Raw genomic sequence first — 25,622 nt, forward strand, 5'->3', positions numbered from 1 at the left:
CATGTCGGCCAGGATTGGTAACCTTCGCTCACTATGCTGATCAGGCTGCTGCGCACTTATCTGACGCCGTACCGGGGTGAACTCACGGGCGTTGTCGTCCTGCAGTTTATTTCGACTATGGCGGCCCTTTACCTTCCGAGTCTCAATGCCGACATCATCGACAATGGTGTGACCAAAGGCGACACCGGCTACATCCTCTCCACCGGCGGGATGATGCTCATGGTCACGCTGACGCAGATCCTCTGCTCGGTGGGTGCCGTCTTCTTCGGTGCGCGAGTCGCCATGGGCGTCGGACGCGACCTGCGAGCGTCGGTGCTGCATCAGGTCGGGACGTTCTCGGCCAGGGAAGTCGGCCACTTCGGTGCGCCTTCGCTGATCACCCGAAACACCAACGACGTCCAGCAAGTTCAGATGATGGTCGTGATGAGTTGCACCATCCTCGTCATGGCGCCGATCATGTGCGTCGGCGGCATCATCATGGCTCTGCGCCAGGACCTGAATCTGTCCTGGATCCTCGGCGTCAGCGTCCCTCTCCTCGTCATCTCGATGGGTTTCCTGATCGCCCGGATGGTGCCCGGTTTCCGGGTCATGCAAGGCCGTCTCGACGCCGTCAACCGTGTTCTTCGCGAACAGATCACGGGCATCCGGGTTGTCCGAGCATTCGTGCGGGAACCGTACGAGGTCGAGCGTTTCGGCGACGCCAACCGCGAACTGACGGAGACGGCCCTCGGCGTCGGCCGCCTTATGGCACTGATGTTCCCGCTCGTGATGCTGATCAGCAACGTCACCAGCGTCGCGGTCATCTGGTTCGGTGGCCATCAGATCAACGAGGGCTCGATGCAGATCGGCTCGCTCACCGCCATGCTCAGCTACATCATGCAGATCCTGATGGCCGTCATGATGGCCACCTTCATGGCGGTGATGCTGCCGCGTGCGTCGGTGTGCGCCGAACGTATCTCCGAGGTGCTCGACACGGATTCGTCGGTGATCCCGCCCGAGAATCCGATCCGAGAGCTGAAGGATCCGGGCGTCGTCGAACTTCGTGGCGCTCAGTTCCAGTTCCCCGGAGCCGAGGAACCCGTGTTGCGCGACATCACCTTTCGTGCCGAGCCCGGAAAGACGACCGCGATCATCGGCGGCACCGGATCGGGAAAGACCACTCTGCTCAACCTGATTCCACGATTGATCGATTCCACCTCCGGATCGGTATCGGTGGGAGGAGTCGACGTCCGCGACATCGACACCGAGTTGCTCTGCTCGGTGATCGGTCTGGTTCCGCAGAAGCCCTATCTGTTCTCCGGCACCGTCGCCACCAATCTTCGCTACGGAAACCCAGAAGCTACCGACGAATGGCTGTGGGAGTGCCTCGAAATCGCCCAAGCTGCCGACTTCGTCCGTGCCATGCCCGAAGGCCTGGACACACCGGTGGCACAAGGCGGTACGACGGTATCGGGTGGTCAGCGTCAGAGACTCGCCATCGCCCGAGCGTTGGTACGTAAGCCGCAGATCTATCTGTTCGACGATTCCTTCTCGGCACTCGACCTCACTACTGATGCGAGGCTGCGTGCGGCGCTGCGGCCGGTCACGCAAGACGCCTGCATCGTCGTTGTCGCGCAGCGTATCTCCACCATCGTCGAGGCCGATCAAATCATCGTGCTCGACGACGGCGCCATCGTGGGGATCGGCACGCACGACGAACTCGTGGTCAGTTGTCCCACCTACGGCGAAATCGTCGCCTCTCAGCTAGCCGTACAGGACGCATCATGAGCAATCGACCGACTTCCTCGCCTCCCATCGGCCCGCCCGGCGGCGGCGATCCCACCAAGAAGGCCATGAACTTCGGCCCTTCGCTCAAGCGTCTCCTCGGTCGCTTGAGTCCGGACAAGCCGATCGTCGTCCTGATCTTCGCTTTGGTGACGGCAAGCGTCGTACTTTCATCGATCGCTCCGAAGATCTTGGGAAACGCCACCAACCTGATCTTCGACGGCATCGTCAGCAAACAACTCCAGCCGGGGACGACCAAGGAACAGGCTGTCGAAGGATTGCGCGCTTCGGGGCAGGGTCAGCTCGCCGACATGGTGTCCGGCATGGCCGTTGTGCCCGGAACCGGAATCGATTTCGACGCCGTCGGCAAGGTCTTGATGATCGTGCTGCTGTTGTTCGTCTGTGCGTCGCTGTTCAGTTGGCTGCAGGCGTATCTGCTCAACATCGTGGTGCAACGTACCGTTCGCCGTCTGCGCGAGGACGTCGAGCAGAAGATTCATCGACTTCCTTTGCGGTACTTCGATACCCACGCCCGCGGCGACGTTCTCTCGCGCGTGACCAATGACATCGACAACGTCGCGCAGAGCCTGCAGCAGACGCTCAGCCAGCTGGTCATGTCGGTGATGACCGTCCTCGGCATTCTGGTGATGATGCTGTGGATCTCGCCGTTGCTCGCCCTGATCGCGGTGGCAACCGTTCCGCTGTCGATCATGGTTACGGCGTTCATCGCGAAGCGTTCACAGAAGCACTTCGTGGCGCAGTGGAAGAGCACTGGCGGCATTAACGCACAGGTCGAAGAAGCGTTCAGCGGCCACGAGTTGGTCAAGGTGTTCGGCCGCCAGCAGGAGGTCGAGGAGCGCTTCCGCAAGCAGAACGAGGATCTGTACGAGTCGAGCTTCAAGGCACAGTTCATCTCCGGTCTGGTCATGCCGGCCGTGATGTTCCTCGGCAACCTCAACTACGTTGCCATCGCGGTGGTGGGCGGCATGCGCGTCGCATCCGGAACGATGACGCTCGGCGACGTGCAGGCGTTCATTCAGTACTCGCGGCAGTTCACCCAGCCGCTCACGCAGATCGCGTCGATGACCAACCTGCTGCAGTCCGGCGTCGCTTCGGCCGAGCGGGTCTTTGCGCTGCTCGATCAAGACGAGCAGTCGGAGGATCCGAGGGGCGCGAAGTCGCCCACGGTCGACCAGGGCCGCGTCAAGTTCGAGAACGTCACCTTCAGTTACAAACCGGAACAGCCGCTGATCGAGGACCTGTCCCTGACCGCCGAGCCGGGTCAGATGGTTGCGATCGTCGGACCCACCGGAGCAGGCAAGACCACCCTCGTCAATCTCATCCTGCGGTTCTACGAACTCAATTCCGGCCGAATCACTTTGGACGGCATCGATATAGCCGACATGACGCGAGACGATCTGCGCTCACGCATCGGCATGGTTCTGCAGGACGCGTGGCTGTTCGGTGGAACCATCCGTGAGAACATCGCGTACGGCAAGCCCGGTGCCACCGACGAGGAGATCCGTCGCGCGGCAGAGATGAGCTACGTCGACAAGTTCGTGCACTCCTTGCCCGAGGGCTACGACACGGTCATCGACGAGGAAGGCAGCAACGTCAGTGCCGGTGAGAAGCAGCTCATCACCATCGCCCGCGCCTTCATCTCGCAGCCGTCCATCCTGATCCTCGACGAGGCGACCAGTTCGGTGGATACACGTACCGAACTGTTGGTCCAAAGCGCCACCGCGGTTCTGCGCAGTGACCGCACCAGTTTTGTCATCGCGCACCGTCTTTCGACAATTCGTGATGCGAACCTGATCGTGGTGATGGAGGAAGGCCGGATCGTGGAGCAGGGGAGCCATGAGGCGCTGCTCGAATCCCGCGGCGCGTACTTCCGTCTGTACAACAGCCAATTCGTGGGCGCGGAGATCTAGTTTCCTCGTTGCAGTCCCTGGATTGAGCTTCAGGTGGAGAGAGACTTACCGAGTTTGTGGCACTCGGGCGGCGGAGCGAGGGAACTGTTGGGATCCGTGGGCCTGTTTGCGTAGCTTGCGGCTTCGGGTTCCGGCGCGCATCTCTTCGCAGAGCTGTTCGTAACCCTTGGTTACTTCGTCCCACCTGTAGGTGGCAGCCGCATGCGTCCGTGCCCGGAGACCGCGTTCTGCGGCGGCAGTTGGATCGGATTCAGTTTCCTCGAGTGCTGCGCTGAGTTGGGTCAGTCCGTTGAAGAAGACTCCGTTGTCTCCCAGCACCTCACGGTTGAAGTTGACGTCCCAGGCGATGACATTTGCACCGGCCCCCATCGCACGCAGTAATGACGGATTGGTACCGCCGACCGTGTGCCCGTGCAGGTAACTTGCCCCTCCCGCGTACAGCGTGTCGAGGAGGTTCTGATCCCAGACGCCGCCCAGTTGGCGTATGCGGGAATCCGACGCGGCGAGCTCGTTGACTCGTTTCTCGTGTTCACTTTCGTACGGAACGGAGCCGACAACGATCAAGGGCAACTGTGCGTCGCTTTGTAGATAACCCTCGATGATCCTGTCCACTTGATTCTCGGGCTCGAGGCGGGCAACGACCAGATGGTAGCCGTGCTCGGTCAAATCGAGCTCCGACAGACGACTCAGATCGGTGGCGTCACGGATTGGTGCTCCGTAAGGCAGGAACATGCTCGAGGTGTTGTATCGCTCGCGATAATAGTCCGCAATTCCCTCGGCATCGGAGATCAATTCGTCTGCAAGCCAGACGGATACGCGCTCATTTACCAGGTAGTACCGGCGGCCGACAGGGCCCCACTTTCCGCGCTTCCATTCCAACCCGTCGACGTGCACGGCTACCGGGATGCGAGCTGCGCGGATTGCGGGCAGCAGTGGTGCATTAGCAGCGTTGAAAACGATCGCCGCATCGCACCGGTGACGAAGGAGATGCCCGACTGATAGTGCTGTGTGGCTCAAGGTCTCCAGGATGGGGTGTTTCAAAGCGGGTAGCGGTACCCTTTCCATCCCGCGGTAGCTCGGTGATCTGTTTTTGCCGCGGCAGTAGACCACTACTTCGTGGCCACCTTCGACCAGTCGTGAGCCGATTTCCTCGACAGCCGTTTCGAATCCGCCGTAGCGTGCGGGCACTCCCCGTGTCCCGATCATTGCGATTCGCATGAGCGAACCCCCCCTTGTTGTTTTGTGCTCGGGAATTGTCGGATGCGGCGTCCGATGCACGTGTCATGTCGTGCGCTGAATAGTCCGAGGATCCCGAGATTTGGAAAAGGCTATCAAAAATCGAAACCTTATCCAAGTAATAGACAACCTTCAGCAAATAATTTAGTGCAGTTAAAACGTACTATTCATAAGAATTGAGACAAATGGTTATTCATAGGCGAATCGTCTGTTTAATCTCGAAAATGCTGAATCTCCCGGTACCACTTGGGCAACGCGGCGCACAGAAACAGGGCCGTGCCGATCAGGAGTAAGGCGTACGAAATGGCGAAGATCGACTGCCAGGCGAAGAGAACGAAGATCCCGCACAGGACGCCGTAGTCGGTGGGGATGACGAGAATTGATCGGAGGGTGGCACTGGCGCTGGTATCTGCCGGTGCAGGTGCGCGATCCGGGTGTGCGCGTCGCAACTGGTCGGTCAGGATCTGGACAAAGAAAAAGACGGATGCCACCAGTGTGAAACCGATGGGAATCAACAACAATCTGACATCTGTGACGTCGTAGTGGCGATACCAACCGATCAACACCGCGAGATGCAGTGCGGTGGTCTTGATGCTGTCGACCACATGATCGAGCCACTCACCAGCAGGCGTGCCACCCCCGCGCAGGCGTGCGAGTTGACCGTCTGCCGAATCGAATGCGTAACCGGCCAGCAGTCCAATGGCGATGAGGATGCCGACCCACCAATGTGGCTGTGCCAGTGCGATAGCCGCGATAGCGGCGGCACTGAAACCGGCGCTGATGAATGTTACTTTGTTAGGTGTCAGGCCGACTTGGTACGCGGCTGCTGCGATGACGCGTCCGATCTTTCTGTTGACGAACCGGGAATATGCGGGCGACCCCTTGGCTGGTGGCTTCTGCGCTCCTGCCAGTCGTCGCACGGTATCGGTGAACGACTCCTCCGGTAGTGAACTATTTTGGTGGACGGTCATTTTCGAATGCTCCTGATTGTCGCAGTAAAGGCCTCGGCGATGTCGGCGCGGTACCGTTCCGGCGAGAATCTGGTCAAGGCCTCGGTGCGCGCACCGATTGCCTGTTCGCGCGTGGTGCCCCAACTCTCGATCGTCGATTGGATTGCGTCCGCCAACGCAACAGCGTTTCCTGGCTCGACAAGGCGACCATTTCTGCCGTCTTCGATGATCTCGGTGAGGCCCTGAACTGCAGAGGCCACTACAGGTCTGGCAAAGAGCTGAGCTTCGACCGCAACATTGCCGAACGGTTCGGCTCTCGACGGCACCAGGGCAATATCTGCGGAATCCATTGTTTCCCATACCTGTTCGACCACGCCGAGGTATCGGATGCGGTCGCTGACATCCGAGGCAGCAGCGATACGACTGAGATCGTCTTCGAACCACTCGTAGCCGGCAAAGACGCCGCCGACCAGATCGAGTGTCACATCCACCCCGCGTCGAACGAGGATTGCGAGTGCTTCGACCGCAACGTCTGTGCCCTTGCGTGGGGCGATGCGCCCGACCAAAACGAGTCGAGTCTGCCCGGTCAGGCTCAGCCTGGGGGCAGTCGGCTCGGTACTCGGGCCGGCGACGCCGTTGTAGATCACGCGAATCCGGCGCCCCAGTGTCGGGATGTCACGCAGGATCAGTTCACGGCACGCATTGCTGTTCGCGATGACCCGCTGCGACAACAACAGTTGGGCGCTCAGACCCATTCGGATCGGCTTGGATGCAGTGTCTTCAGCTTCGTGCACATGGAAGATCACTGCGTAGCCGAGGAGCTTCGCGACCACGGCCAGCCAGGGGATGGTCACGGTGCTGACGTACACGACGTCGGGCGAGAAGCGTCGCAGCGTCCGCACGATGGACGGCGTCGAGCGGGCTGCCTCCACAGCAAGCGAGAGCAGGCCGGTCGGCGACATCTTCGACTTGCGCAGAACCGGTATCGGCATGATCACGGCGTCGGCGCCGGCTTCTTCCACAAGTGCTGCCAACGGTCCATGGGACCCCAGCATCACGGTCACGTCCCAGCCCGTAGTTGTCAGGGCAGTTACCGATTCCAGCACTATTCGGTCCGAGCCGTACAGCTCGGCACCCGGATGAGCTACGAGCGCGCGGTGGGCTGGCGCCCCGATGTAAGCCAAGTATTCCCCCCGGAATGTCCAACTCAGAGTCAACCGTCGGTGCCGTCTGCCGCGAAAGCGGGGCGCAGGCGGATGTAACCATATAGTTGCGGAAAGGCTAGTCTTCATCGTGGGGCAATGTCCACTTGGTCTCCGAAACTCGGAAGAAAGAGAAGAATGAGTGGAAAGTGTATGGAATCTCGCTCGTGCGAGATGGCTGCTGCTGATTGCGGGTGTATTGCTCGGGGCGGTCGGTGGTGCGGTCTACTCGGGAACAATCACGGTTGATCACCGCTCGACTGCGGTCGTCTATTTCGCTGTCGACCGTGCCAAGACGGCGAGCGACTACACGGCGGGAAGCTCGTTCGCGCAGAGCGTCATGCCTTCGTTTGCTCAGATCGTGAAGTCACCGATCGTTCTCGATCCGGTGATCGAGGAACTTGACCTCCAGACAACGGCCCGGAATCTCGCCGGTCGGATCCAGGTAGACGTGCCGTCGAATACCACGGTGATGAACGTGACAGTCACAGACACGTCCAGTCTGCGCGCGGCGATGACGGCCAATGCGGTGATCCGACGCCTTGACGAAGCGGTCCGCACACTCTCGCCCCGCGGTGAAGAGGACAACCCCGCAATGAGAATGTCGTCGGTATCTCCCGCGGTTGCCTCAGAGAAGCAGTCGACCGTAAATCGGGCGACATTCGAATTGCTCGGCGCGCTGGGCGGTTTGCTTGTGGCAGTGGCGATCGTGGGAATCTGGGAATCGGTGACCAGACCTGTTCGGTCGGTGTCCGACGTCGAAAACGTGTCGTCGACTCCGGTACTTGCAGCCATCACATTCGACGGTAAACGGTCGGTGGCACCCGTCGAACCTCGTGGATCGGAGAGTGCTGCCGGGACCTTGGTGCTGCACACCAACATCGCAGCGGCGTGTGGGAAACGAGGGGGCGTGAAGTCAGTCGCCGTAGTTCCGGTGACTGCGAGCGACGACGCGCGGGCAGTCGCCGTCGACCTCGCGTTGGTCATGGCTCGGGCACGGGATCGAATTCTGTTGGTCGACGGTGATTTACGATCGGCCTCCGTAGCGGGCATGCTCGGCGCCGAATCGGCTCCTGGCCTCGCGGAGATCCTGGTGGGGTCAGCAGACTTCGGTCAGACGCTCCAGGTGAGGTCCGGGTTGGATTTTGTCGCCGCAGGCAGAGCTGAGGGAAATGCCGCGGAGTTGTTGGTGAGTACGCGACTGAAACCCTTTCTCAAGGTCGAGTCGACGCGCTACAAGATGCTCCTTGCGGTTGGTGGTGCAGCAACACCCGTAGCGGACGGTGCGACATTGGCCGCCGCTGCCGAGGTCACGGTTTTGGTGGCGCGGCGTGGGCAGACCACGCGTCGTGACCTCGCTGCGGCGGTCGACAGGCTGTCATCGGCGGGAGGAATTCTCGCCGGTGTTGTTCTTGTACAACGGCGCTCGGGACTCGCACGAGTTCTGATGCGCAGTAGGAAACGACTTCAGGACGGTAGACGTTGATCGCCGTACGGCGGAGGAGTTCTTCGGCCGGCGTCTCGGTAGGCGCGGATATGCGCGCGGCCGAGTTGCGGCCATTTCCTGGCGGACAGGTCAGGGGATTCGGCAGGCGACGGGGCGGCGAGCGCGGTATCAAGTGTCGCCGTGGTGAGGGGGCCCTGATAGAGGTGGATCCAGCCGGTCCCGACCTCGTCGGCCAGTGCCCGGGTTATTTCGGTATCCGGAACGAGCACGGGGCGTTCGAGTGAAAGCGCGAGCAGCAATGCGCCCGAGTTGTGCATGTTTTGATACGGGAGGACAACCAATTGCGCTGCTGTGATTTCCAGCGACAAGGTGCTTTCCTCTACATAGTCGAGGGCAGCAGTGATTCGGCTGCTTTTGTGCGCCGCAGATTCTACGACGGCGCGGAGTTCGTCGGTGCTCGGCTTGCCGACGATACGCAGGCTTGCGCCGGTAGTGGTGACGTGGGCGAAGGACTCGAGCAGCGCCTCGGTTCCTTTGTACGGTCGGATCAATCCGAACGAAATGACCCGGCCGGCAATGGGTTCAGATTTCGGGTATCCCGCAAACCAGTCGGCGTAGTCGCCGTGAGGAATGAGTACCCGTTCGGTTCCTGTTGGTACAGGGGACAATTCGTTGAGCACGATCCAAGTTCGAGTCTGTCGATCGCACCACCGCAAGAGTGCGGTCTCCGTGCGGCTACCGGTTTCGTGTGCTCGAACATTGTGTGCCGTACGGACGATAGGTGTACCGGTGAGCCGCAGGCGCAGCATCAACAGGATGAATCGGACTTGGGCGGCCGCCCGCGCGAGGGCGCCGTCACGGCGGATCATTACTTCGGGCCAATGGATGTGCAAGATGTCGTAACTGCCGAAAAGAGCTGTTTGCCAACTGAAGTACCGGACACTTGCGCCGCAGGTTCGAATCGAGTCGGCCAGTTGTACGACGTAGGGGTTGGTCGTCTTGAATGGCCCGCGAGTGGACAGCAAGACTCTCAACGCGTCTTCGCCGGACTGGCCGTCGTTGCCGATTCGAGGTGTCATGCGACCGTATCCTAAACCTAGTGAATCCCTGGGCGCACTGGTGGCTCGCTGCGAACAAATCCGGGAGTGCTCGTGACCTCCAGGCATTTTCGGCCGGACGTCACGGTCACGCTGATCGTTCTCGTGTGGGCGATGTACACGACGCCACGGCTGGTGCAGTCGCTGACAGGAGTGAAACGGCGGGCGACGGTGGGTGACGCGTTGCCGATGAACCCGTTGGCAGTCAAGCTGGAAGTGCTGCTACTGCTGCTCGTATTTGCCCTGTGTGCGTTCGTCATTCTCCGTGGCACAGCGGCGTTGCCTACCGATCGGCGCATGCCGTTGGTTCTCATGCTTGCCCCATGGGTGTACGTGGTGGTCAGAGATCTGTACATCGATCATGTCCCGACGCGCGGAGGAATGCTCTATCCGGTACTGGTGGTCGCGATCTGGATCCTGCGGCCACAATTGAGGAAGCTCGCCGTGCTCGGGTACCTCGTAGTCCTGACGGCAGTGATGTGCATTGCGTTGGGGGTCTTCCTGCCGGAAAGTGGAATTTTCATTTCGAGTGCAGGTACCGCAGTGGCACCAACGAAAGAGATTTTGCCGCTTGGTATTTTGATCGGAATTTTCACCGACGGTAACAATCTCGGGCAGTACCTGGTTCTCGGTCTGCCGTCAGTGATGCTGATTCCACGTCGCGTGGTGCGTGCGGCGGGCATCGCCGTCGTCCTGTTTGCGATCGTGTGGACGTCCTCGCGATCGTCGTTGGCCGCGGCTGTCCTCGCATGCGGCATGTGGGTGCTGATGACGGTCACACCGTCTGTGCTGCGCAGACCAATGTCCTGGGGGCTGGTGGGAGCGACCGGGGCGGTGATGATTTGGTGGCCGCTGTCCACTCCGGCAGACGATGCGTTGACCAACCGCGGTGCAATCTGGCGTCACAGTCTCGATGCCTGGGGGAACACGCCCTGGTTCGGTTCCGGATCGAATTGGTATTCAGTTCTGCCGCAACACGTCGGGAGCCTCGGCGGCTTTGCGTTCCACGGGCACAACCAGTTCGTACACACACTCGCAACGGGCGGATTGATCTTCCTGTTCCTCGTGGCGGCGATGTTCGTGACGATCGCATGGGCGGCATCGCAATGGAGTGCGCGTGGCATTTTCCAACCGGCAACGCTGTTGGTGGCTCTATTCGCTTCATCCACATTGGAAGTTTCGTTCGGGTTCGTCGACCGAGCATTTCTTCTTGCTGTGACCGTACTTCCGTTGATGTTCGCCGTGTTTGCCACTCTCCCCGAGCATGGTTCGCGGCGTGGGCACACGAAGCCGCGGGTGGAGTCAACCGCCTAGTTGTGCACGCCACTGGTCAGAGCCGGTGCGTCGGCGACTCAATTGCCAATCCCACGAAACGGCGGCGATCACCGCGAGCATCAGCCCGGTCGCGGCGCCGGTCAGCAGGATCAAGCCGCGGCGCGGCGTAGACGCGAATTCAGGTACGGGTGCCCGCGTGACGGTGAGCCCCAGCATGTCTGGCTGTTCTATTTGAATCATCCGACCGGTGAGATCGGCCAGCTGCTCGGCGACGGCGTCGGCGATCTGTGCCGAGCCGTCGGCCGTGTTTGCCCGGACTGTGAATTGCATGGTGACGGTATCGGTCGGGATGGTGACTTCGATGTCGCGGGCCAGGGATTCGGCGGAGGTGTCGAGCCCTAGGCGCCCGATCACCGGTTCGAGGACGGCGGTGGACGTGGCGAGTGCGGCAAAGGAACGGGTGAGCGACAGCGCTTGGGGATAGCGATCACTTATCTGGCGCGGAGTGCCGACGACGCCGAGTTGCAGGGCTGCCTCAGATCTGGCGATATAGGTGTGTGGCGTCAAGGCTATCGTGGAGAAGGCGACAGCCAGTGTCATCACCAATACCGTCATGAAAATGCGCCATCGGTTCTTGACGATAGTCAGGTAGTTCCACAGCGTCATAGTGCTCGCCGAATCTGTGGACGCGAGCCTGCGGTCGTCTCGTCCGCCAGAGCCGAGCGGTGAATTTCGGTCGACAGGTTCCTTCGGAGGACGAGGAGGACGGCCAACGGCTCTTCTCGCGAAGTCGAGCATAGTGGTCAAATCGCTTCGGACAGTGGGAAAGAGCGTTGCGGAGAGGGTAGCTCCGACCAGGGCGGAGAATATGCCGGCTGCCAAGGACGCGGATGGTGCGACAAACAGGTGAGATCCGACAAATGCGAGCAGTCCGGCCGGTGCGCCGAACAGGAGGATCGCGCGCAAGGAGTTCCGCAGCAACATCATGCTGTCGACACCGGCCACACGGTGCACGTGCCACAGAGTGACCAGCCAGTCCACGAGAAAGCCGATCGACGATGCTGCCGCGACTCCGACGGCGCCCCACGGGAGACCGGCAAGCGTGATCACGATGACCGCAGGTCGGAGAAACAGATACAGGCGCAACTGCGCGCCGGTCAGTCCATGAGACAGATAGACCCAGTAACAGATTTGGGCGACCGAGCGGAATACGCCACCGATTGCAAGGAGCGCGAAAATCGGGGCAACGGCAGGCCACTGTTCACCGAAGGCGACGGTGATCAGCGGCTCTGCGACGCCGGCGCTGACCGCGAGAACCGAAGCGGTGAAGTACCCGCCGATCAATTGTGCTCTGGCCAGGTACCGCCCGTAGATCACCGGGTTGTCCTGAACTTTGGACAGGATGGGGAGTGCGACGTTGGTGAGTGGGGCGTTGATCTGGTTGAGCGGAGTCATCAGCAGTTGGTATGCGCGGTTGTACAACCCGAGCGTGGTTGGCCCGTACATCGCGCCGATAGCAATGCTGTCGATGTTCTTGGTGGCATACCCGAGCAGTTGGGTTCCGAGTAGCCCGCCACCGAAACGGAAGAACCGTTTGATCGATACGCCTCGGCGTGGAAGCCCCGGGCGCCACCGACAGATCACGGCACTGAGAAACAGCGTGGCAACAGCAACCATGATCAACTGCGCGACAATCGCCCAGTATCCGGCGCCCGAAAGCGCAAGCACCACTGCTGTGCCGACTCCGATGGCATTTGCCAGAACATCGGTGGTGGACAGTGCTGTGAAGCGCAGACTGCGCATGAGATCAGCGCGGAACTGGGTGGCCGCACCGGTGACGATGAATACGCCGGCGACGGCAAAGACGATAGGTAGGAGTTCGGGCTTGTCGTAGATCCATACGATTAGTGGCGCCGCGGTCGAGACGACCACGCAACAGACGAAACCGATGCCGGTGTTAGCCCAGAACAGGTTTGTCCGTTCAGCGTCGCTCAACTGCTTGGCCTGCACGGCGGCGAGTGAGAGTCCGAAGTCGCGGATCAGATCTGCAGCGCCCGTAATGGCGACGACCATCGTGACAATGCCGAAGTCTTCCGGCGTCAGCAGTCGGGCCAACAGGATCAACGACGCGGTCTGAACGATGAATTTCACCGCTTGGAACGCAAGCGTGACGCCGCCGCCCCTTGCGGCCTTGTCCGCGAGGTTCATTGATACTCAGGCGCCGATCGGACGGCGGTACTCGAGGTAGGTCCGGCCGAAGGCGCCCGCGACGATTCCCGCGCCCCGAGCGGCGATTCGGATACCGTGTGCGCGATTACGCGGGCTGCGACCCAACACGCCGAGCGTCGCGCGAGCTGTTCCGCCCGCCACTCGGGTCACCCCGGCCAGTAGCAGGCCTCCGCGTAACCGAACGGTCTGCACATTGCCCGAAATGAGTGCCAATTCCGTACGAGCCCATGAGTTTCCGATTCGATAGCGTCGACGTATTACCCAGTCGCGAGTGGCCCGTTCTGCTGGAACGACATCGGTCACCACTGCCTCGTCACACCACACCAGCGTGAAACCGGCTCCGGTGTACCGGCGCGTGAACAAGCTGTCGGATCCGCCGCTTGCGCTGAAACTTTCGTCGAACTGCAACGAAATCGAGCGGACCAGACGCAGATCGAGGAGCAGGTTGTTGGTTGCGGCCACACGCACTTCGGTGCCTGTGGGTAGGCGTCGGCGATCGAAGAAACCACCGTCGGCGATCCAGGGGTCGAGTGGTGCCGCAAATGCCGACACGACCGGGCCGACAACTCCGCCGGCACCGGTGCGTATGCGGGTTTCGAGCAGTGCTGTCAGCCAGTCGGATGTGGGACGTTCGTCGTCGTCGATGAACACGAGGAGATCGACGTCGACTGATTCGGCGAGAGCGCGGTTGCGGGCGGCAGCGATACCGGGAGTCGGTTCGTGTACGTAGGTGACGCCTGTGCCGAACCGGTTTGCGGTCTCACACGCACCACCAGCAGGATCGTTGTCGACGACAAGCACGGTTGGTGGTCGAATACCGTACCCGACGGATGCCTGACGGCAATGGTGCAGCAATTCGGGAAGCAACTCCATCAGGTCATCGGGGCGTCGGTATGTCAAAACGGCCACAACAGCCGATAGGTTGGACGCGTGATTTCCGGAAACAGAATCAATGGTCGAATTGTTACGTTCACTGCTGATCACCAGGAATATGATAGCGCTACATGTTTGCTGAAACGCGTCAATGGCGCAATGCTGGGGGAGAATGGAAGTTCTTCAATGTTGTGGAGTACTCGCCCTAAACGGTCCCTTCGTGCAATCGGTCTTGCTTTTGCCGCGCTGCTTGCGGCCGGTGGTTTGAACGTAGGTATGCCGGCGGAAGTCGAGGCTGCGGTGCCGACGACATTCGGATTACCTGCAGGAACACCGCTACGAGTGCACAACGGGGACCTGACGATTCGGACGCCGGGCACGGTGATCGAAAATCTGGATATCCGTGGTTTTGTCCGGATCGAGGCCAGTAACGTGACGATCCGCCGGTCCATCATTCGCGGACGTAATCCGGGGCAAATCAATGAATCACTGGTCGCGGCTTACGGAGACCATCGAAATTTCAGGATCGAGGACACGACACTGCGGCCGTCGACGCTGTCACCGTACGTCGACGGAATCAAGGGTCGAAACTTTTACGCCAGGCGGCTCGACATTTCGGGCGTCGTCGACTCGGTGGTGATTTTCGGGGACAACGTCGATTTCGGTTACAGCTGGTTACACGACAATTTGCACTATTCGCCCTGGCCTAAGCAGTGGGACAACCAAACCCACGATGACAATGTGCAAATCGAGGGTGGCAGCAATATCTCCGTGCACAACAGTCGTTTGGAGGGTGCGTACAACGCCGCGGCGATGATCACGCAAAACTATGCGCGGGGTGTGAACATCCAGATCAACGACAACATCCTGTCCGGTGGTCAATGCACGATCAATGTCGATGAAAAGGGGAAGGGCGCGATCGGTCTGACGATCAAGAACAACAGGTTCGGCACGTCGGGAATCCGAGATTGTGCGATCCTCGCGCCCAAAACGTCCGTTGGTGACTGGCCGCGGAATGTGTGGCTTTCTACCGGCGCTCTCGTACGGGTTCGCAATCCCCGAAAAACGAAGTAGCCTAGGGGTTGCTGACGGCGGTTTCGTCGGTGAATTCAGCGCATAACGGGGGGAAGATTCCGGGTGCGTTCCTTATTGCAACCAGGAGTACGAATGGTCGACATCGCCGGTATGCGCGCCGACGGATATCAGGATCACCGGAAGAAGTGGCGCGGTTTGGTCAACGCGTTCGTTTCGGTGGGGACAGTTCTAGCGGTGGTGGGATCGCTGGGCATCGGTACAGCAACTGCCGATACCGCGCCGACTGTCCCCACAATTCCGCGGACGGTGTCCGCGGATGCATTACCCACCGTTCAGGTGGACGGCGTGGTCTGGGCGCAGATCGTGGTAGGCAATACGGTGTACGTGACGGGCAAATTCGCCAACGCCAGGCCGGCTGGTGCCCCGCCGGGCACCAATCTCGTTCCGAGGTCGAACGCGCTGGCATACGACCTCGATACCGGCGAACTCAAGCCATGGGCTCCGGCACTCAACGGGCAGGGGCGCGCCCTCGAAGCGTCCGAAGACGGCAAAACCGTCTTCATCGGCGGCGATTTCACCAACGTCAGTGCTGTCAACCGGTACCGGTTGGCTGCCGTCGACGCGGAAAGTGGCACAGTACTCAATACTTTCAAGGTGCCGCTCGACGCCGGTGTGCGCGCTCTCGAAGTTCGGGGCGAGACGCTGTACGTCGGCGGGATATTCAACAGTGTCGGCGGACAGGCGCGTCAGCGATTGGCGGCATTCAACGTCGTGACCGGTGAAGCTCTGCCGTGGGCGCCGAAGGCCAATGCCGAGGTGATGGCCATCACGGCGCCACCTGGTAGCAGCAAGGTCGTGGTCGGCGGTCGCTTCACGACGCTCAACGGTGTGAACAACGTCGGCGTCGGCTCTCTAGACGGCACAACTGCTGCGACTATCTCGTTTCCCACCAACACAATTGTGCGCAACTCTGGTGTCGACTCCGCGATCTACAGTCTGAGCAGCGACGCCGGCACCGTATACGGCACCGGTTACTCGTACGGGTCGGGAAACCTGGAGAGCGTTTTCGCCTCCGACGTTGCGACCGGAAATCTGCGGTGGGTCAGCGGCTGCCGAGGTGACACGTACTCCAACGTCACGATCGGCGACGTGATGTACGTAGCCGGACATCCGCACGACTGCAGTCAAATCGGAGGCCTTCCACAAACGGAACCGTGGAGTTATCAGTGGTCGTTGGCATTTCGTACGAATGCGTCCGGCCCGATCAACTCGAGTGGCAACTTCCTCGGCAAACCTGCGCCAGAGTTGTTGCACTGGTTGCCGACATTGGCTCCCGGAACGTTCACGGGCCAGAAGCAGGCGGGTTGGTCGATCGCCGGAAATGATCGCTACATCGTCCTCGGTGGCGAGTTTCCGAAGGTCAACGGTGTGCCGCAGGAGGGACTTGTTCGGTTCGCGATCACGGATCAGGCGCCGAACAAGGAGTCTCCGAACGGTTACAACGAGTTGTTGCCTGCGATGACCGGAGTCGGCCCTGGTGCGGTCCGCGCGACGTGGACGGCGGCTTGGGACCGCGACAACAGTCACTTGACCTACGAATTGCTTCGAGGTGCCCAACTTTCGACTGCGACGGTGGCGGCTACGACCGCCAACGATGCACAGTGGTGGAACCGGGGCCGGATGGGTGCCACGGATACCTCGGCGCCGCCGGGATCGACCCAGACGTACCGGGTTCGGGTCACGGATGCATTCGGCAACACCATGGTCGGGCCAACGGCGACAGCCACAGTGCCGGCCGGAATCGCGTCGCCGCCAAGTGCGTACCAGGAGTTGGTTGCCCGCGACGGCGCCGTCCATTACTGGCGACTGGGGGAGTCATCGGGGACGCTTGCATCCGATTGGGCCGGCGATTCGGATCTGACTCTCAAATCAGCCCAGCGAAATGTCGGTGGTGCGATAGTCGGTGACCAGAACACCTCGACGACATTCTCGGCCGGATCGAAGACCGGTGGGGCGACTCAGTTCGGGCCGCAGTCGTTCAGCGCCGAGGCATGGTTCAAGACGACCACCCGTTGGGGAGGGAAGATCGTCGGTTTCGGCAGCGTGAATACCAACAACAGCGCCTCCAGCGATCGTCATGTGTACATGAGCAATTCGGGTCAGCTGTTACTTGGTGCGAACGCGAACGGATTCCGGACGGTGGCTAGTCCACGGTCGTACAACGACGGCAAGTGGCATCACGTCGTCGGTGTACTGGGATCGACCGGGATGCGCCTGTATGTCGACGGTGAGCAGGTGGCAGAACGTGCCGACACCGTTCAAGCCGAGTACCGCACCGCGGGATATTGGCGGGTCGGCGGCGACAGTCTGGGAGGTTGGCCCTCGGCACCTCTCAGTTCCAACTTTTCAGGCGCGCTCGACGAGGTCGCGGTCTACAACTCGGCATTGAGTTCGGATGCGGTGCAGGCGCATTGGCAACGTGGCCAGGGCGTGGTAGCGAATCAGCCGCCGGTGGCGGCGTTCACGGAAACCGTGACGGATCTGGCAGTCGCTTTCGACGGCGGCACTTCGGCAGATCCGGACGGGACAATCGTTTCGTACGAGTGGAACTTCGGTGACGACGCGACAGGTGCCACTATTACAGGTGCCGACGCGAAGATCGACCATAGTTATGCTGTCGCCGGTACGTACGGCGTGACCTTGACAGTCGTGGACAATGCCGGTGCGAAAAGCACTGCAACACATCCGGTTACCGTCAAGGACGCGGTTGTTCCGGCTGACGGCGAGGTAGCCAAAGACGATTTCGACAGGGAAACGGTCTCGGGTCTCGGCGAAGCAGAGGTCGGTGGCGTCTGGTCGGTGACCGGTGGTGGAGCCAAAGCTTCAGTCGAGTCGGGTTCGGCCAAAGTGACAGTACCCGCTGGCCGTTCGGCGACGATGTTGTTGCCCGCGGTAGCGTCCGGTGATGTAGACGTGTCGCATTCAATGTGGCTCGAAGCGATGCCGACCGGTGGCGGCGCGTATCTGTCGACCGTGCTGCGAGGTGGGGCTTCCGGCGATTACCGTTCGCGGGTAAGGATTCTCGCTGACGGTTCGGTACAGGTGTCGTTGACCAAAGTGGTGGCGGGTACCGAAACGGTACTCGGTTCGGTCGTGCCATTGCCTGGCCTGACGTACACGGCAGGTAAGCATCTGCGGGTCCGTGCCCAGGCGCTCGGTGCGTCACCGTCTACCCTGCAGGTAAAGGTGTGGGACGAGGAAATGCCCGAGCCGGTGCAGTGGACCAGATCCGTCACCGATTCCACTCCGGAACTGCAAGCTCTGGGTTCGACGGGGTTGGCGGTGTACATTTCGGGATCGTCCACCGAGCCGGTAGTGGCCCGGTTCGACAACTTCGAGGTCGCTCGACCGGAGTAGACGTGCATACAACACCGCGCGCCCCTGTACAGCCAGGAGGCGCGCGGTGTTGTACTTCGGGGAGTTTGTCAGCGATATGCGACGCTGATGTTGCGAAATGACGCCTGGGCGTTGTCACCGGGATAGTTGCGCGCCAATGTGAAGTAACCCCCGAAAGCTGTGCGAGGCGCGCTGACCGTTGTCGGCTCCGGCTCCTGTCCTGAATCACACTCTGCAGTAACGGAATCTGGTTCCACGATGATCCGTAGCGTCAGCCATTGACCGACGACTGGTTTGTTCCCGGCCACGGACGACTGCAAAATGGAGAGTGCGTTGCCCTCCGGAATGCTGCGCAATTCCAGGTCACCGGTGGACCGCAGGACGACGAGCTGACCTTGGGTGGTTCCGGGCGAGACCGCGCCGAGTCGATAGGCGGAATCGTCGTCGCGTCCGATGACGACTGCCAGATGATCGGAGGCGAGCGGAGGCGCCGCGCCGAACTGCGCTTCGACGGTGATGACGTACGGGGCAGCGCGCACCGGGCACATCGATCCCATGGATATGGATTGGGGTGATGCGCCGCTTGCCAACAGAATCGAACCGTTCGGTCCCCATTCAGGTGCCGCAGGCGATGAATAGTTACCCGCCAGGTCGCCTGGTGCGATCCGCCCGGTGGAAAAGGTGTCGTGCGGACTAGGTTCGGAGGGCCTGGCCACATAACTCCACGAAGAGGACATGAAACCTCGGACCCCAGCCTCAGCAAGGTAGGGGAGTTGGGAGCGGCGGTTTACCGACCATGCGATTACCGGTTTGCCTGTCGCCACGGCGCCCTGGATCGAAGTTTGTTGCCGCGCGTTCTCCCTGCGGACGCCTGCGAAGATTCCGATTGCGTCTGATCCGTCTGCGGCCTCGTCGATTTCGGCACCGGTTGCATGTGAGCTGAAATAGGTGCATATGGTCAGCCCTGCTTTGCGCGAAGCGGACTCGCCTTCTCTGGCAGTGAACGGTTGTGTGAAGACGGTGGTGCCGCCCAGCTGTTTCGCGGTGACAGCGCCGATCACGTCGGTGGTGGCTTCCGGGTCCTTGGATTCGACAAACAGAACAGCCCGCTTGCCGAGTCTTTCGAGCACCTCTGAGAATGTGGGAATCGGGTGCATCCCCCAGTCCGGACCTACCCAGCGGGTGAGATCGACGGGATGATTGCTCAGTTCGTCGTGAGTGACGTCCGCAATTGCGATGTTCTGACCGCTTGTTCTGCTCAACGTCGGGTCCTCATGGCAGACGAGGATTCCGTCTCTGGTGCGGTGGACGGCGACGCTGATTGCCTCGGCGCCGCGGTCGGCGATTCGCGAATATGCGGCCAGCGTGTGCTCTGGTGCCTCGTCGCTTGCCCCCCGTTGAGCGATGAAATACCTTCCGCGGGACAGGAATTGGTGGGCCGGCGATTGGGCCGAGATGCTGGAATTACTGCAGGCACTCATCGCCGATCCGCCCGCAAGGCCCAATCCGAGAAGTGTCGCAGCGCGGAACACGCTGCGCCTGGACAGCGCGGTATGCGCGACCACCTCGGCCGCCATCAGCGAGCGACGGCGATGACGTTCTGGGAATCGCTGTGGCCCACTTCGAATACGGCGGTGTCGATCCCGTCCTCCGGTATCTGGAACACGTAGACACCCTGTTGGTGGTCGCCAGGAGGAAGCAGTCCGCTGACCGGCGTGGCTGTGTCGTTCGCGCCGGGTGCCGCCGGCAGTCGGTCGCCGTAGTAGGCGTTGACGGTCAGACTGTCCAGCGAAATGTCCGTGGTGGACTTGTTCACGAAGTCGAGCGTCACGCTCAAGCCGCTGCCCGCGATCTCACCTGGACCGTTGGCAGTGAGTTCGAGCGGTTCGGTAGTCACCGCGGTGACCTCGAGACCGTTGGCCAGTGGGCTCGGGTGGTCGACCGGCACTGGTGGCAGCGTGGAGATGTCCTCGGCGCGGTCGTCGGTGATACCCGGCGGCGGTGGCGTGCCCACGGTGACGCCTGGCGGCGTGACGCTGTCACCGTTCGACGTATCGGAAGCTGGGCTGGAACACCCCGTCAGCGCAGCTATCAGCAGCAGTGCTGACACTCCGACCATTCGAGGCGCCGAGGCGGACTTGTGAATCACATGTGCTGTTCTCATCGATTGCTGCCCGCTTCGTGCTGTTTTCTGTGATTCATGCGCTACCGAGTCCCGGTTTGTCGCGATTTGACGGACTTTTCCAGAGCTGCGCGCAGCAGGGTGCTGGAGGTGTCGAGCGTGTAGGGAAAATAGACCACCTCGACGCCGACTGCGGCAAATTCCTGCTCCAGCGCAAGGCCTTTCGGTGTTCCGCGCCAGTCGTCCCCCTTGAAGATCGCATCGAATCCCACGTCGCGCCAGGTGTCGATCTTGTGTGGCTTGGTTTCGGCGACAGCCTCGTCGACGCAGTTGATGCTCGCCACGATCGCGATCCGCTCGGCTAGCGGAATCACCGGGTCACGACCTTTGGCCAGGCGTGCCATCTCATCGGATACAACTCCTGCAATCAGGTAGTCGCATTGGCTCGCTGCGTGGCTGAGGATGTTGAGGTGCCCGATGTGGAACATGTCGTAGACGCCGGGTGCATAACCGATTCGACGTGTCATGGCTGCCTTCTTGCGTGAAGTTTGCTGTGGGTGCCAGCTAGCCGCTTTTTCATGTATGTCCGGTTTCGGTGGTTGTGATCACTGGTTGATTGCTGAATTGAGTATGCGTGGTCTGTCTATCAGGTTGAACGTCAAGATTCTCGATGTATGCTAGAGAATAGCGTCAGTGCAGCCCGTGTGGGCAATTTGACCGCAACATTATTGCGGTCCGGGGGATGGCCGATTCCAGTGGAGGCTGAGTGTTTGCGCGACGGATAGCTGTCGTCGGTACGGGGTATGTGGGGCTGACGACGGGTGCGTGCTTGGCGTCACTCGGACATCATGTGATCTGCGCCGATGTCGACGAGGAGAAGATTCGGCGGTTGCAGGATGGGAGGGTGGACATCCTCGAGCCCGGCCTGTCGGAGCTGGTGGCGGAAGGCCTTGCTGCCGGGCGTCTGGCATTCACCGTCGGCGCAGCAGTCGCAGTCGAACAGCATGCGGAAGGCGTCGAGGTTGTATTCCTCTGTGTGCCAACGCCGATGGGCGTCGGCGGTGTTGCGGATCTGCGAGCTGTGGAGGCGGTACTGGACGAAATCCGCGATACGCTTCCGGCCGGTTGTGTGATCGTGAACAAATCCACCGTCCCAGTCGGCACTGCCGCGCGAACTGCGGAGCTGCTGGGTCGATCCGATGTCGCGGTCACCAGTAATCCAGAGTTCCTGCGAGAAGGCACCGCGGTTCGCGACTTTCTCAACCCCGATCGAATCGTTGTGGGTGGGGAGGCACAGGACGCGGCAGAACGCGTCGCGGCGCTTTACTCCAGGCTCGGCGCGCCGACTGTGCTCACCGATTCGGCCAGTGCCGAACTGGTGAAGTACGCGGCCAACGGATTTCTGGCGATGAAGTTGTCGTACGTCAACGCGGTGGCTGAACTGTGCGAGCGACTCGGTGCAGACATTCTGGATGTGACCGAAGGTATGAGCTACGACCGTAGGATCGGTCGTGAGTTTCTCAATCCCGGCCCAGGGTGGGGTGGATCGTGTCTGCCGAAGGACACCCAAGCGTTGCTCCAGGTGGCAGATGCTGCTGATTTCGAGTTCCGTCTCATGCGGGCGTCGATCGATACCAATACCCGTCAACGTCAGCGGATGGTGGACAAGATTCGTTTGGCTGTGACGGGCAATCGAAACGGCTCACTCACTCGCGCGCGCGTGGCACTGCTCGGTTTGACCTTCAAAGCCGGCACGAATGATATTCGTGATTCTCCAGCCTTGATGATCGCGGCTCTATTGCGGCAGGCGGGCGCAGAGTTGGTCGGGTTCGATCCCGCCCTCCCCACAGCGAAATCGTATCCGGAATTGGAGGGTATCGAACTGGTCGCCGACGCGTATGCCGCAGTCGCACAAGCCGACGCCGCCGTGGTGCTGACCGAGTGGCCGGAGTTCCGCACGCTCGATTGGCCGCGGATCGCCGCAGCGATGGGCACTCCTCGAGTGATCGACACCCGAAATCTGCTCGACCGAGACGTCCTGTCACGAGCGGGCCTTACATGGACCGGAGTGGGCCGACGCCAACCTTCGGACGCCACTGCTCTGGCGGCGCAGTAGAACTGTCGAAGGTGCTCGTCGCGAGCATGCCGCCGCGGCAGCATTCGCAGTTATGACAGGATTGGCACGTGAATTCTGCAGTACAGCCTCAGTCTGATACGTCTCCTTCGAAGCGTCCCGAGTCGATCTTCACGATGGGGACCAGGCTCGAGGACCGACTCGGACGAACCGGCACCATCCACACACCGCACGGCGATATCGCGACGCCGTCGTTCGTGGCCGTCGGAACCAAGGCCACGGTCAAGGCTGTGCTGCCCGAGTCCATGAAGGAACTCGGTGCGCAGTCGTTGCTCGCCAATGCGTACCACCTGTACCTGCAGCCGGGACCCGACATCGTCGACGAGGCCGGCGGGCTGGGCAAGTTCATGAACTGGGACGGGCCCACCTTCACCGACAGTGGCGGCTTCCAGGTCATGTCGCTGGGCGTCGGATTCAAGAAGGTGCTCGCGATGGAGGCCGTCGGCGTGCAGTCCGACGACGTCATCGCGAAGGGCAAAGAGCGCCTCGCGACGGTCGACGACGAGGGTGTGACGTTCAAATCGCACCTCGACGGCAGCAAGCATCGCTTCACCCCCGAGGTGTCGATGCAGATTCAGCATCAGCTCGGCGCCGACATCATGTTCGCGTTCGACGAGCTCACCACGTTGCTCAACACCCGCGGCTATCAGGAGCGATCGGTCGAGCGCACGCAGGCGTGGGCGATTCGCTGCATCAACGAGCACGAGAAGCTCACCGCCGAACGCGCCGACAAGCCCTACCAGGCGCTTTTCGGTGTCATCCAAGGTGCGCAGTACGAGGATCTGCGTCGTCAGGCCTGCCGTGGCCTCGAATCGATCGAAGGCGAGAACGGATACGGCTTCGACGGTTACGGCATCGGTGGTGCCTTGGAGAAGCAGAACCTCGGAACGATCGTGCGCTGGTGCAACGAGGAACTACCCGAGAACAAGCCACGTCACATGCTCGGTATCAGTGAACCGGACGACTTTTTCGTCGCAATCGAGAACGGTGCGGACACTTTCGACTGCGTCAATCCGTCCCGTGTTGCTCGCAATGCAGCGATCTACGTCCGCTCCGGCCGGTTCAACATCAACACCAGCCGTTTCCGTCGTGACTTCACACCTATCGACGACGAGTGCGACTGCTACACCTGCGCCAACTACACCCGCGCGTACATCCACCATCTGTTCAAGGCGAAAGAGATGCTCGCGTCGACACTCTGCACCATCCACAACGAGCGATTCACCGTGAAGCTGGTCGACGACATCCGAGCCAGCATCGAAGGCGGCTACTTCCACGACTTCAAGGCGGACATGCTCGGAAAGTTCTACGCGGCGAAGACGCCTGCACCTCAGGCGTAGGTCGGTTCGCGCTTCTTCACGTAAGCGATGACGCGGTAGGTGATCGGCATGACCAGCACCTCGACAAGCGTCTTCCACAGGAAGCCGACCAGCACGTAGTTGATGAAGTCTTCCCAGGTGCTGATGCCGATGACACCGGCCGCGATGGAACAGAAGATGAGGGTGTCGGCGAATTCGCCGACGACGGTCGAGCCGATCAGGCGCGCCCACAGGTGTTTCTCCTGCATACGCTTCTTCATCATCACCAGGACCAGTGAGTTCAACAGCTGGCCGACGAGGTAGGCGGCCAAGCCTGCGACCAGTAGCCGAGGAATGACGCCGACCACGGTCTCGAGGGCAGCCTGGTTCTCGTAGAACTCCGCTGACGGGAGTTGCACTGCAATCCAGAAGCACGCAGCGGCAAGAATCAGTGCGCCGAAGCCCAGGTAGATCGCGCGTCGGGTCGCCTTGAAGCCGTAGACCTCGCTGAGCACGTCACCGAGGACGTAGGCGAGCGGGAACAAGAAGAATCCACCATCGGTGATGATGGGCAGAATCTGTAAGGGACCGAGCGAGAAGTCGGAATCCGCAAAGAAGGCGACCCCCTTGGTCGCCGCCACATTCGAGATCAGCAGCGTTGCGGTGAAGAGCGCGACGATTGTCGGGTAATAACCCCGGCTGACGTGCGCAAATTTGGTTTCTTGGGTCGATTCGTCTTGCTGATCCTGAGCTGTCACGTCCGTCATCCAAGCACCACAAGGCGCTCGGATGCGAGTTGGCGACCGTCCAGTTGCGCAGAACACACCGAAGGCCCTGCGGTTTCACGTGGAACCGCAGGGCCTTCGAAGTATGTAAACGAACTGATCAGGCAGCTACCGGACCGCCGGTCAGTACGCGATATGCGTAGGTACTGGCGATCAGAGTTATCGGGCCTGTCACCAACAGTCCCAGTCCTGCAGGGATCGCGCCGACGATGTTGATTCCGATCAGGGCAATCGCGAGTAGGGCGAGCGAAGAGAAGTTCTTCGTGGTCAGCGAAAAGCTTGACTTGATCGCCGCAATCGGATTTTGATTCTGGTCGATCACAAAGGTGAGTGTGTAGAAGAGGAGGTAGCCGATCACCAAAGCGGGTAAGTAGCAGAACAAGAAGCCAATTGAAGTGGCGACGCCGACTAGTAGACCCGCACCAATGACAGCGCCGATGTTGGATATCTGGAGGAAGGTGCCGAAGGCGGGTTTGGTCCCGTCAACTTCGCTCAATGCGCCACGTATCAACGCTCCTTGGATAACGTACGAGATCAGCACGGCGATGATGACACCAATCGTGCCCACCACGCTGTAGGAGAGCTGATCGTTGTCGTCAAGTGCAATTGGTGCTCCGAGGATCCATAGGATCAGCGATGGGATTATCCCCGCGAGTATGACGACGCCGACCCATACGAGCGCATTGTCTTTGAACTTGTTCCAGCCGTAGGTGATTGCCGCACCCACAGAGAGCTGCGGTCCACCGAACCCTGAGCCGTAGTCATTGGCGGGCGGCGGCGGGAAGTTGCCGCCTCCGGGAGGAGGCGGGTACCCGCCCGGGGGTGGGTAGTTGCCACTGGGAGGGGGA

At 60.8% G+C, this 25,622-nt stretch carries 19 protein-coding genes; 8 read left to right on the forward strand and 11 right to left on the reverse strand.

The window, feature by feature from the left end; genetic code table 11:
• The first annotated feature begins 33 nt into the window (after positions 1 to 33).
• On the forward strand, positions 34 to 1,767 hold the full coding sequence (locus G8767_RS28440) for an ABC transporter ATP-binding protein (protein ID WP_095969561.1): 1,734 nt from the start codon (positions 34 to 36) through the stop codon (positions 1,765 to 1,767).
• A complete protein-coding gene (locus tag G8767_RS28445; protein ID WP_166813143.1) occupies positions 1,764 to 3,695 on the forward strand; it encodes an ABC transporter ATP-binding protein in 1,932 nt (643 codons plus the stop codon). Before G8767_RS28440 ends, G8767_RS28445 begins: the two co-directional genes overlap by 4 nt.
• 45 nt (positions 3,696 to 3,740) lie before the next feature.
• Here G8767_RS28445 and G8767_RS28450 read toward each other — a convergent pair whose 3' ends face one another.
• The 3 genes from G8767_RS28450 to G8767_RS28460 all read right to left on the reverse strand — a co-directional run bounded on the left by G8767_RS28450 (position 3,741) and on the right by G8767_RS28460 (position 7,065).
• Complete coding sequence (locus tag G8767_RS28450; protein WP_166813145.1) at positions 3,741 to 4,913, reverse strand: DUF1972 domain-containing protein; 1,173 nt, start codon at positions 4,911 to 4,913, stop codon at positions 3,741 to 3,743.
• Between the two features lie 230 nt (positions 4,914 to 5,143).
• Positions 5,144 to 5,902, reverse strand: a complete 759-nt coding sequence (locus G8767_RS28455) for a CDP-alcohol phosphatidyltransferase family protein (RefSeq protein ID WP_166813147.1) — start codon at positions 5,900 to 5,902, stop codon at positions 5,144 to 5,146.
• Positions 5,899 to 7,065 (reverse strand): glycosyltransferase family 4 protein, encoded by a 1,167-nt coding sequence (locus tag G8767_RS28460; RefSeq protein WP_206029862.1) that lies wholly within the window; start codon positions 7,063 to 7,065, stop codon positions 5,899 to 5,901. The genes G8767_RS28455 and G8767_RS28460 overlap by 4 nt, the downstream gene beginning before the upstream one ends.
• 160 nt (positions 7,066 to 7,225) lie before the next feature.
• On the opposite strand from G8767_RS28460, the gene G8767_RS28465 reads away from it, so the two are divergent.
• Entirely contained in the window at positions 7,226 to 8,569 is a 1,344-nt protein-coding gene (locus tag G8767_RS28465; RefSeq protein WP_166813151.1) for a hypothetical protein, read from the forward strand.
• Here G8767_RS28465 and G8767_RS28470 read toward each other — a convergent pair.
• On the reverse strand, positions 8,551 to 9,609 hold the full coding sequence (locus G8767_RS28470) for a glycosyltransferase (RefSeq protein ID WP_095969567.1): 1,059 nt from the start codon (positions 9,607 to 9,609) through the stop codon (positions 8,551 to 8,553). The genes G8767_RS28465 and G8767_RS28470 overlap by 19 nt on opposite strands.
• A gap of 72 nt (positions 9,610 to 9,681) precedes the next feature.
• Between G8767_RS28470 and G8767_RS36625 the strand changes: the two genes are divergently transcribed.
• Positions 9,682 to 10,941: an O-antigen ligase family protein gene (locus G8767_RS36625; protein ID WP_166813153.1), complete on the forward strand. Its 1,260-nt coding sequence runs from the start codon at positions 9,682 to 9,684 to the stop codon at positions 10,939 to 10,941.
• On the opposite strand, the gene G8767_RS28480 is transcribed toward G8767_RS36625, so the two are convergent.
• Both G8767_RS28480 and G8767_RS28485 read right to left on the reverse strand, forming a co-directional pair.
• Positions 10,930 to 13,110, reverse strand: a complete 2,181-nt coding sequence (locus G8767_RS28480; protein WP_166813155.1) for an oligosaccharide flippase family protein — start codon at positions 13,108 to 13,110, stop codon at positions 10,930 to 10,932. The two genes, G8767_RS36625 and G8767_RS28480, sit on opposite strands and share 12 nt — an antisense overlap.
• 6 nt (positions 13,111 to 13,116) lie before the next feature.
• On the reverse strand, positions 13,117 to 14,040 hold the full coding sequence (locus G8767_RS28485; RefSeq protein WP_206029863.1) for a glycosyltransferase family A protein: 924 nt from the start codon (positions 14,038 to 14,040) through the stop codon (positions 13,117 to 13,119).
• 21 nt (positions 14,041 to 14,061) lie between these two features.
• On the opposite strand from G8767_RS28485, the gene G8767_RS28490 reads away from it, so the two are divergent.
• Entirely contained in the window at positions 14,062 to 15,078 is a 1,017-nt protein-coding gene (locus G8767_RS28490; protein WP_124566681.1) for a hypothetical protein, read from the forward strand.
• A 93-nt stretch (positions 15,079 to 15,171) separates the two neighbouring features.
• On the forward strand, positions 15,172 to 18,456 hold the full coding sequence (locus tag G8767_RS28495; RefSeq protein WP_166813157.1) for a LamG-like jellyroll fold domain-containing protein: 3,285 nt from the start codon (positions 15,172 to 15,174) through the stop codon (positions 18,454 to 18,456).
• Between the two features lie 68 nt (positions 18,457 to 18,524).
• Here the strand turns inward: G8767_RS28495 and G8767_RS28500 are convergent, their stop codons facing one another.
• Genes G8767_RS28500 through G8767_RS28510 form a run of 3 tightly spaced genes read right to left on the reverse strand, consistent with a single transcriptional unit; the run spans position 18,525 to position 21,084 of the window.
• Positions 18,525 to 20,000 (reverse strand): glycerophosphodiester phosphodiesterase, encoded by a 1,476-nt coding sequence (locus G8767_RS28500; RefSeq protein ID WP_166813159.1) that lies wholly within the window; start codon positions 19,998 to 20,000, stop codon positions 18,525 to 18,527.
• A gap of 11 nt (positions 20,001 to 20,011) precedes the next feature.
• A complete protein-coding gene (locus G8767_RS28505) occupies positions 20,012 to 20,599 on the reverse strand; it encodes a hypothetical protein (protein ID WP_166813161.1) in 588 nt (195 codons plus the stop codon).
• Positions 20,600 to 20,640: 41 nt separating this feature from the next.
• Positions 20,641 to 21,084: an adenylyltransferase/cytidyltransferase family protein gene (locus tag G8767_RS28510; protein WP_024488219.1), complete on the reverse strand. Its 444-nt coding sequence runs from the start codon at positions 21,082 to 21,084 to the stop codon at positions 20,641 to 20,643.
• Between the two features lie 239 nt (positions 21,085 to 21,323).
• Between G8767_RS28510 and G8767_RS28515 the strand changes: the two genes are divergently transcribed.
• Positions 21,324 to 22,673, forward strand: coding sequence for a UDP-glucose/GDP-mannose dehydrogenase family protein (locus G8767_RS28515; protein WP_166813163.1), 1,350 nt, complete (start codon positions 21,324 to 21,326; stop codon positions 22,671 to 22,673).
• A gap of 134 nt (positions 22,674 to 22,807) precedes the next feature.
• Positions 22,808 to 24,031 (forward strand): tRNA guanosine(34) transglycosylase Tgt, encoded by a 1,224-nt coding sequence (gene tgt / locus G8767_RS28520; protein WP_166813171.1) that lies wholly within the window; start codon positions 22,808 to 22,810, stop codon positions 24,029 to 24,031.
• On the opposite strand, the gene G8767_RS28525 is transcribed toward tgt, so the two are convergent.
• Positions 24,022 to 24,756, reverse strand: coding sequence for a queuosine precursor transporter (locus tag G8767_RS28525; RefSeq protein ID WP_166813165.1), 735 nt, complete (start codon positions 24,754 to 24,756; stop codon positions 24,022 to 24,024). The two genes, tgt and G8767_RS28525, sit on opposite strands and share 10 nt — an antisense overlap.
• 118 nt (positions 24,757 to 24,874) lie before the next feature.
• Positions 24,875 to 25,622: hypothetical protein (locus tag G8767_RS28530; RefSeq protein ID WP_166813167.1), on the reverse strand; the 748-nt coding region annotated here is incomplete at its 5' end.

The organism is Rhodococcus sp. IC4_135, assembly GCF_011602025.1.
GTDB classification, from domain to species: domain Bacteria; phylum Actinomycetota; class Actinomycetes; order Mycobacteriales; family Mycobacteriaceae; genus Rhodococcus_F; species Rhodococcus_F baikonurensis.

Coding starts and splice junctions, on each gene's coding strand:
- G8767_RS28440 (WP_095969561.1), top strand. CDS start 34: ATGCTGATCAGGCTGCTGCGCACTTATCTGACGCCGTACCGGGGTGAA.
- G8767_RS28445 (WP_166813143.1), top strand. CDS start 1,764: ATGAGCAATCGACCGACTTCCTCGCCTCCCATCGGCCCGCCCGGCGGC.
- G8767_RS28450 (WP_166813145.1), bottom strand. CDS start 4,913: ATGCGAATCGCAATGATCGGGACACGGGGAGTGCCCGCACGCTACGGC.
- G8767_RS28455 (WP_166813147.1), bottom strand. CDS start 5,902: ATGACCGTCCACCAAAATAGTTCACTACCGGAGGAGTCGTTCACCGAT.
- G8767_RS28470 (WP_095969567.1), bottom strand. CDS start 9,609: ATGACACCTCGAATCGGCAACGACGGCCAGTCCGGCGAAGACGCGTTG.
- G8767_RS28480 (WP_166813155.1), bottom strand. CDS start 13,110: ATGAACCTCGCGGACAAGGCCGCAAGGGGCGGCGGCGTCACGCTTGCG.
- G8767_RS28495 (WP_166813157.1), top strand. CDS start 15,172: ATGGTCGACATCGCCGGTATGCGCGCCGACGGATATCAGGATCACCGG.
- G8767_RS28505 (WP_166813161.1), bottom strand. CDS start 20,599: ATGAGAACAGCACATGTGATTCACAAGTCCGCCTCGGCGCCTCGAATG.
- G8767_RS28510 (WP_024488219.1), bottom strand. CDS start 21,084: ATGACACGTCGAATCGGTTATGCACCCGGCGTCTACGACATGTTCCAC.
- tgt (WP_166813171.1), top strand. CDS start 22,808: ATGGGGACCAGGCTCGAGGACCGACTCGGACGAACCGGCACCATCCAC.
- G8767_RS28525 (WP_166813165.1), bottom strand. CDS start 24,756: ATGACGGACGTGACAGCTCAGGATCAGCAAGACGAATCGACCCAAGAA.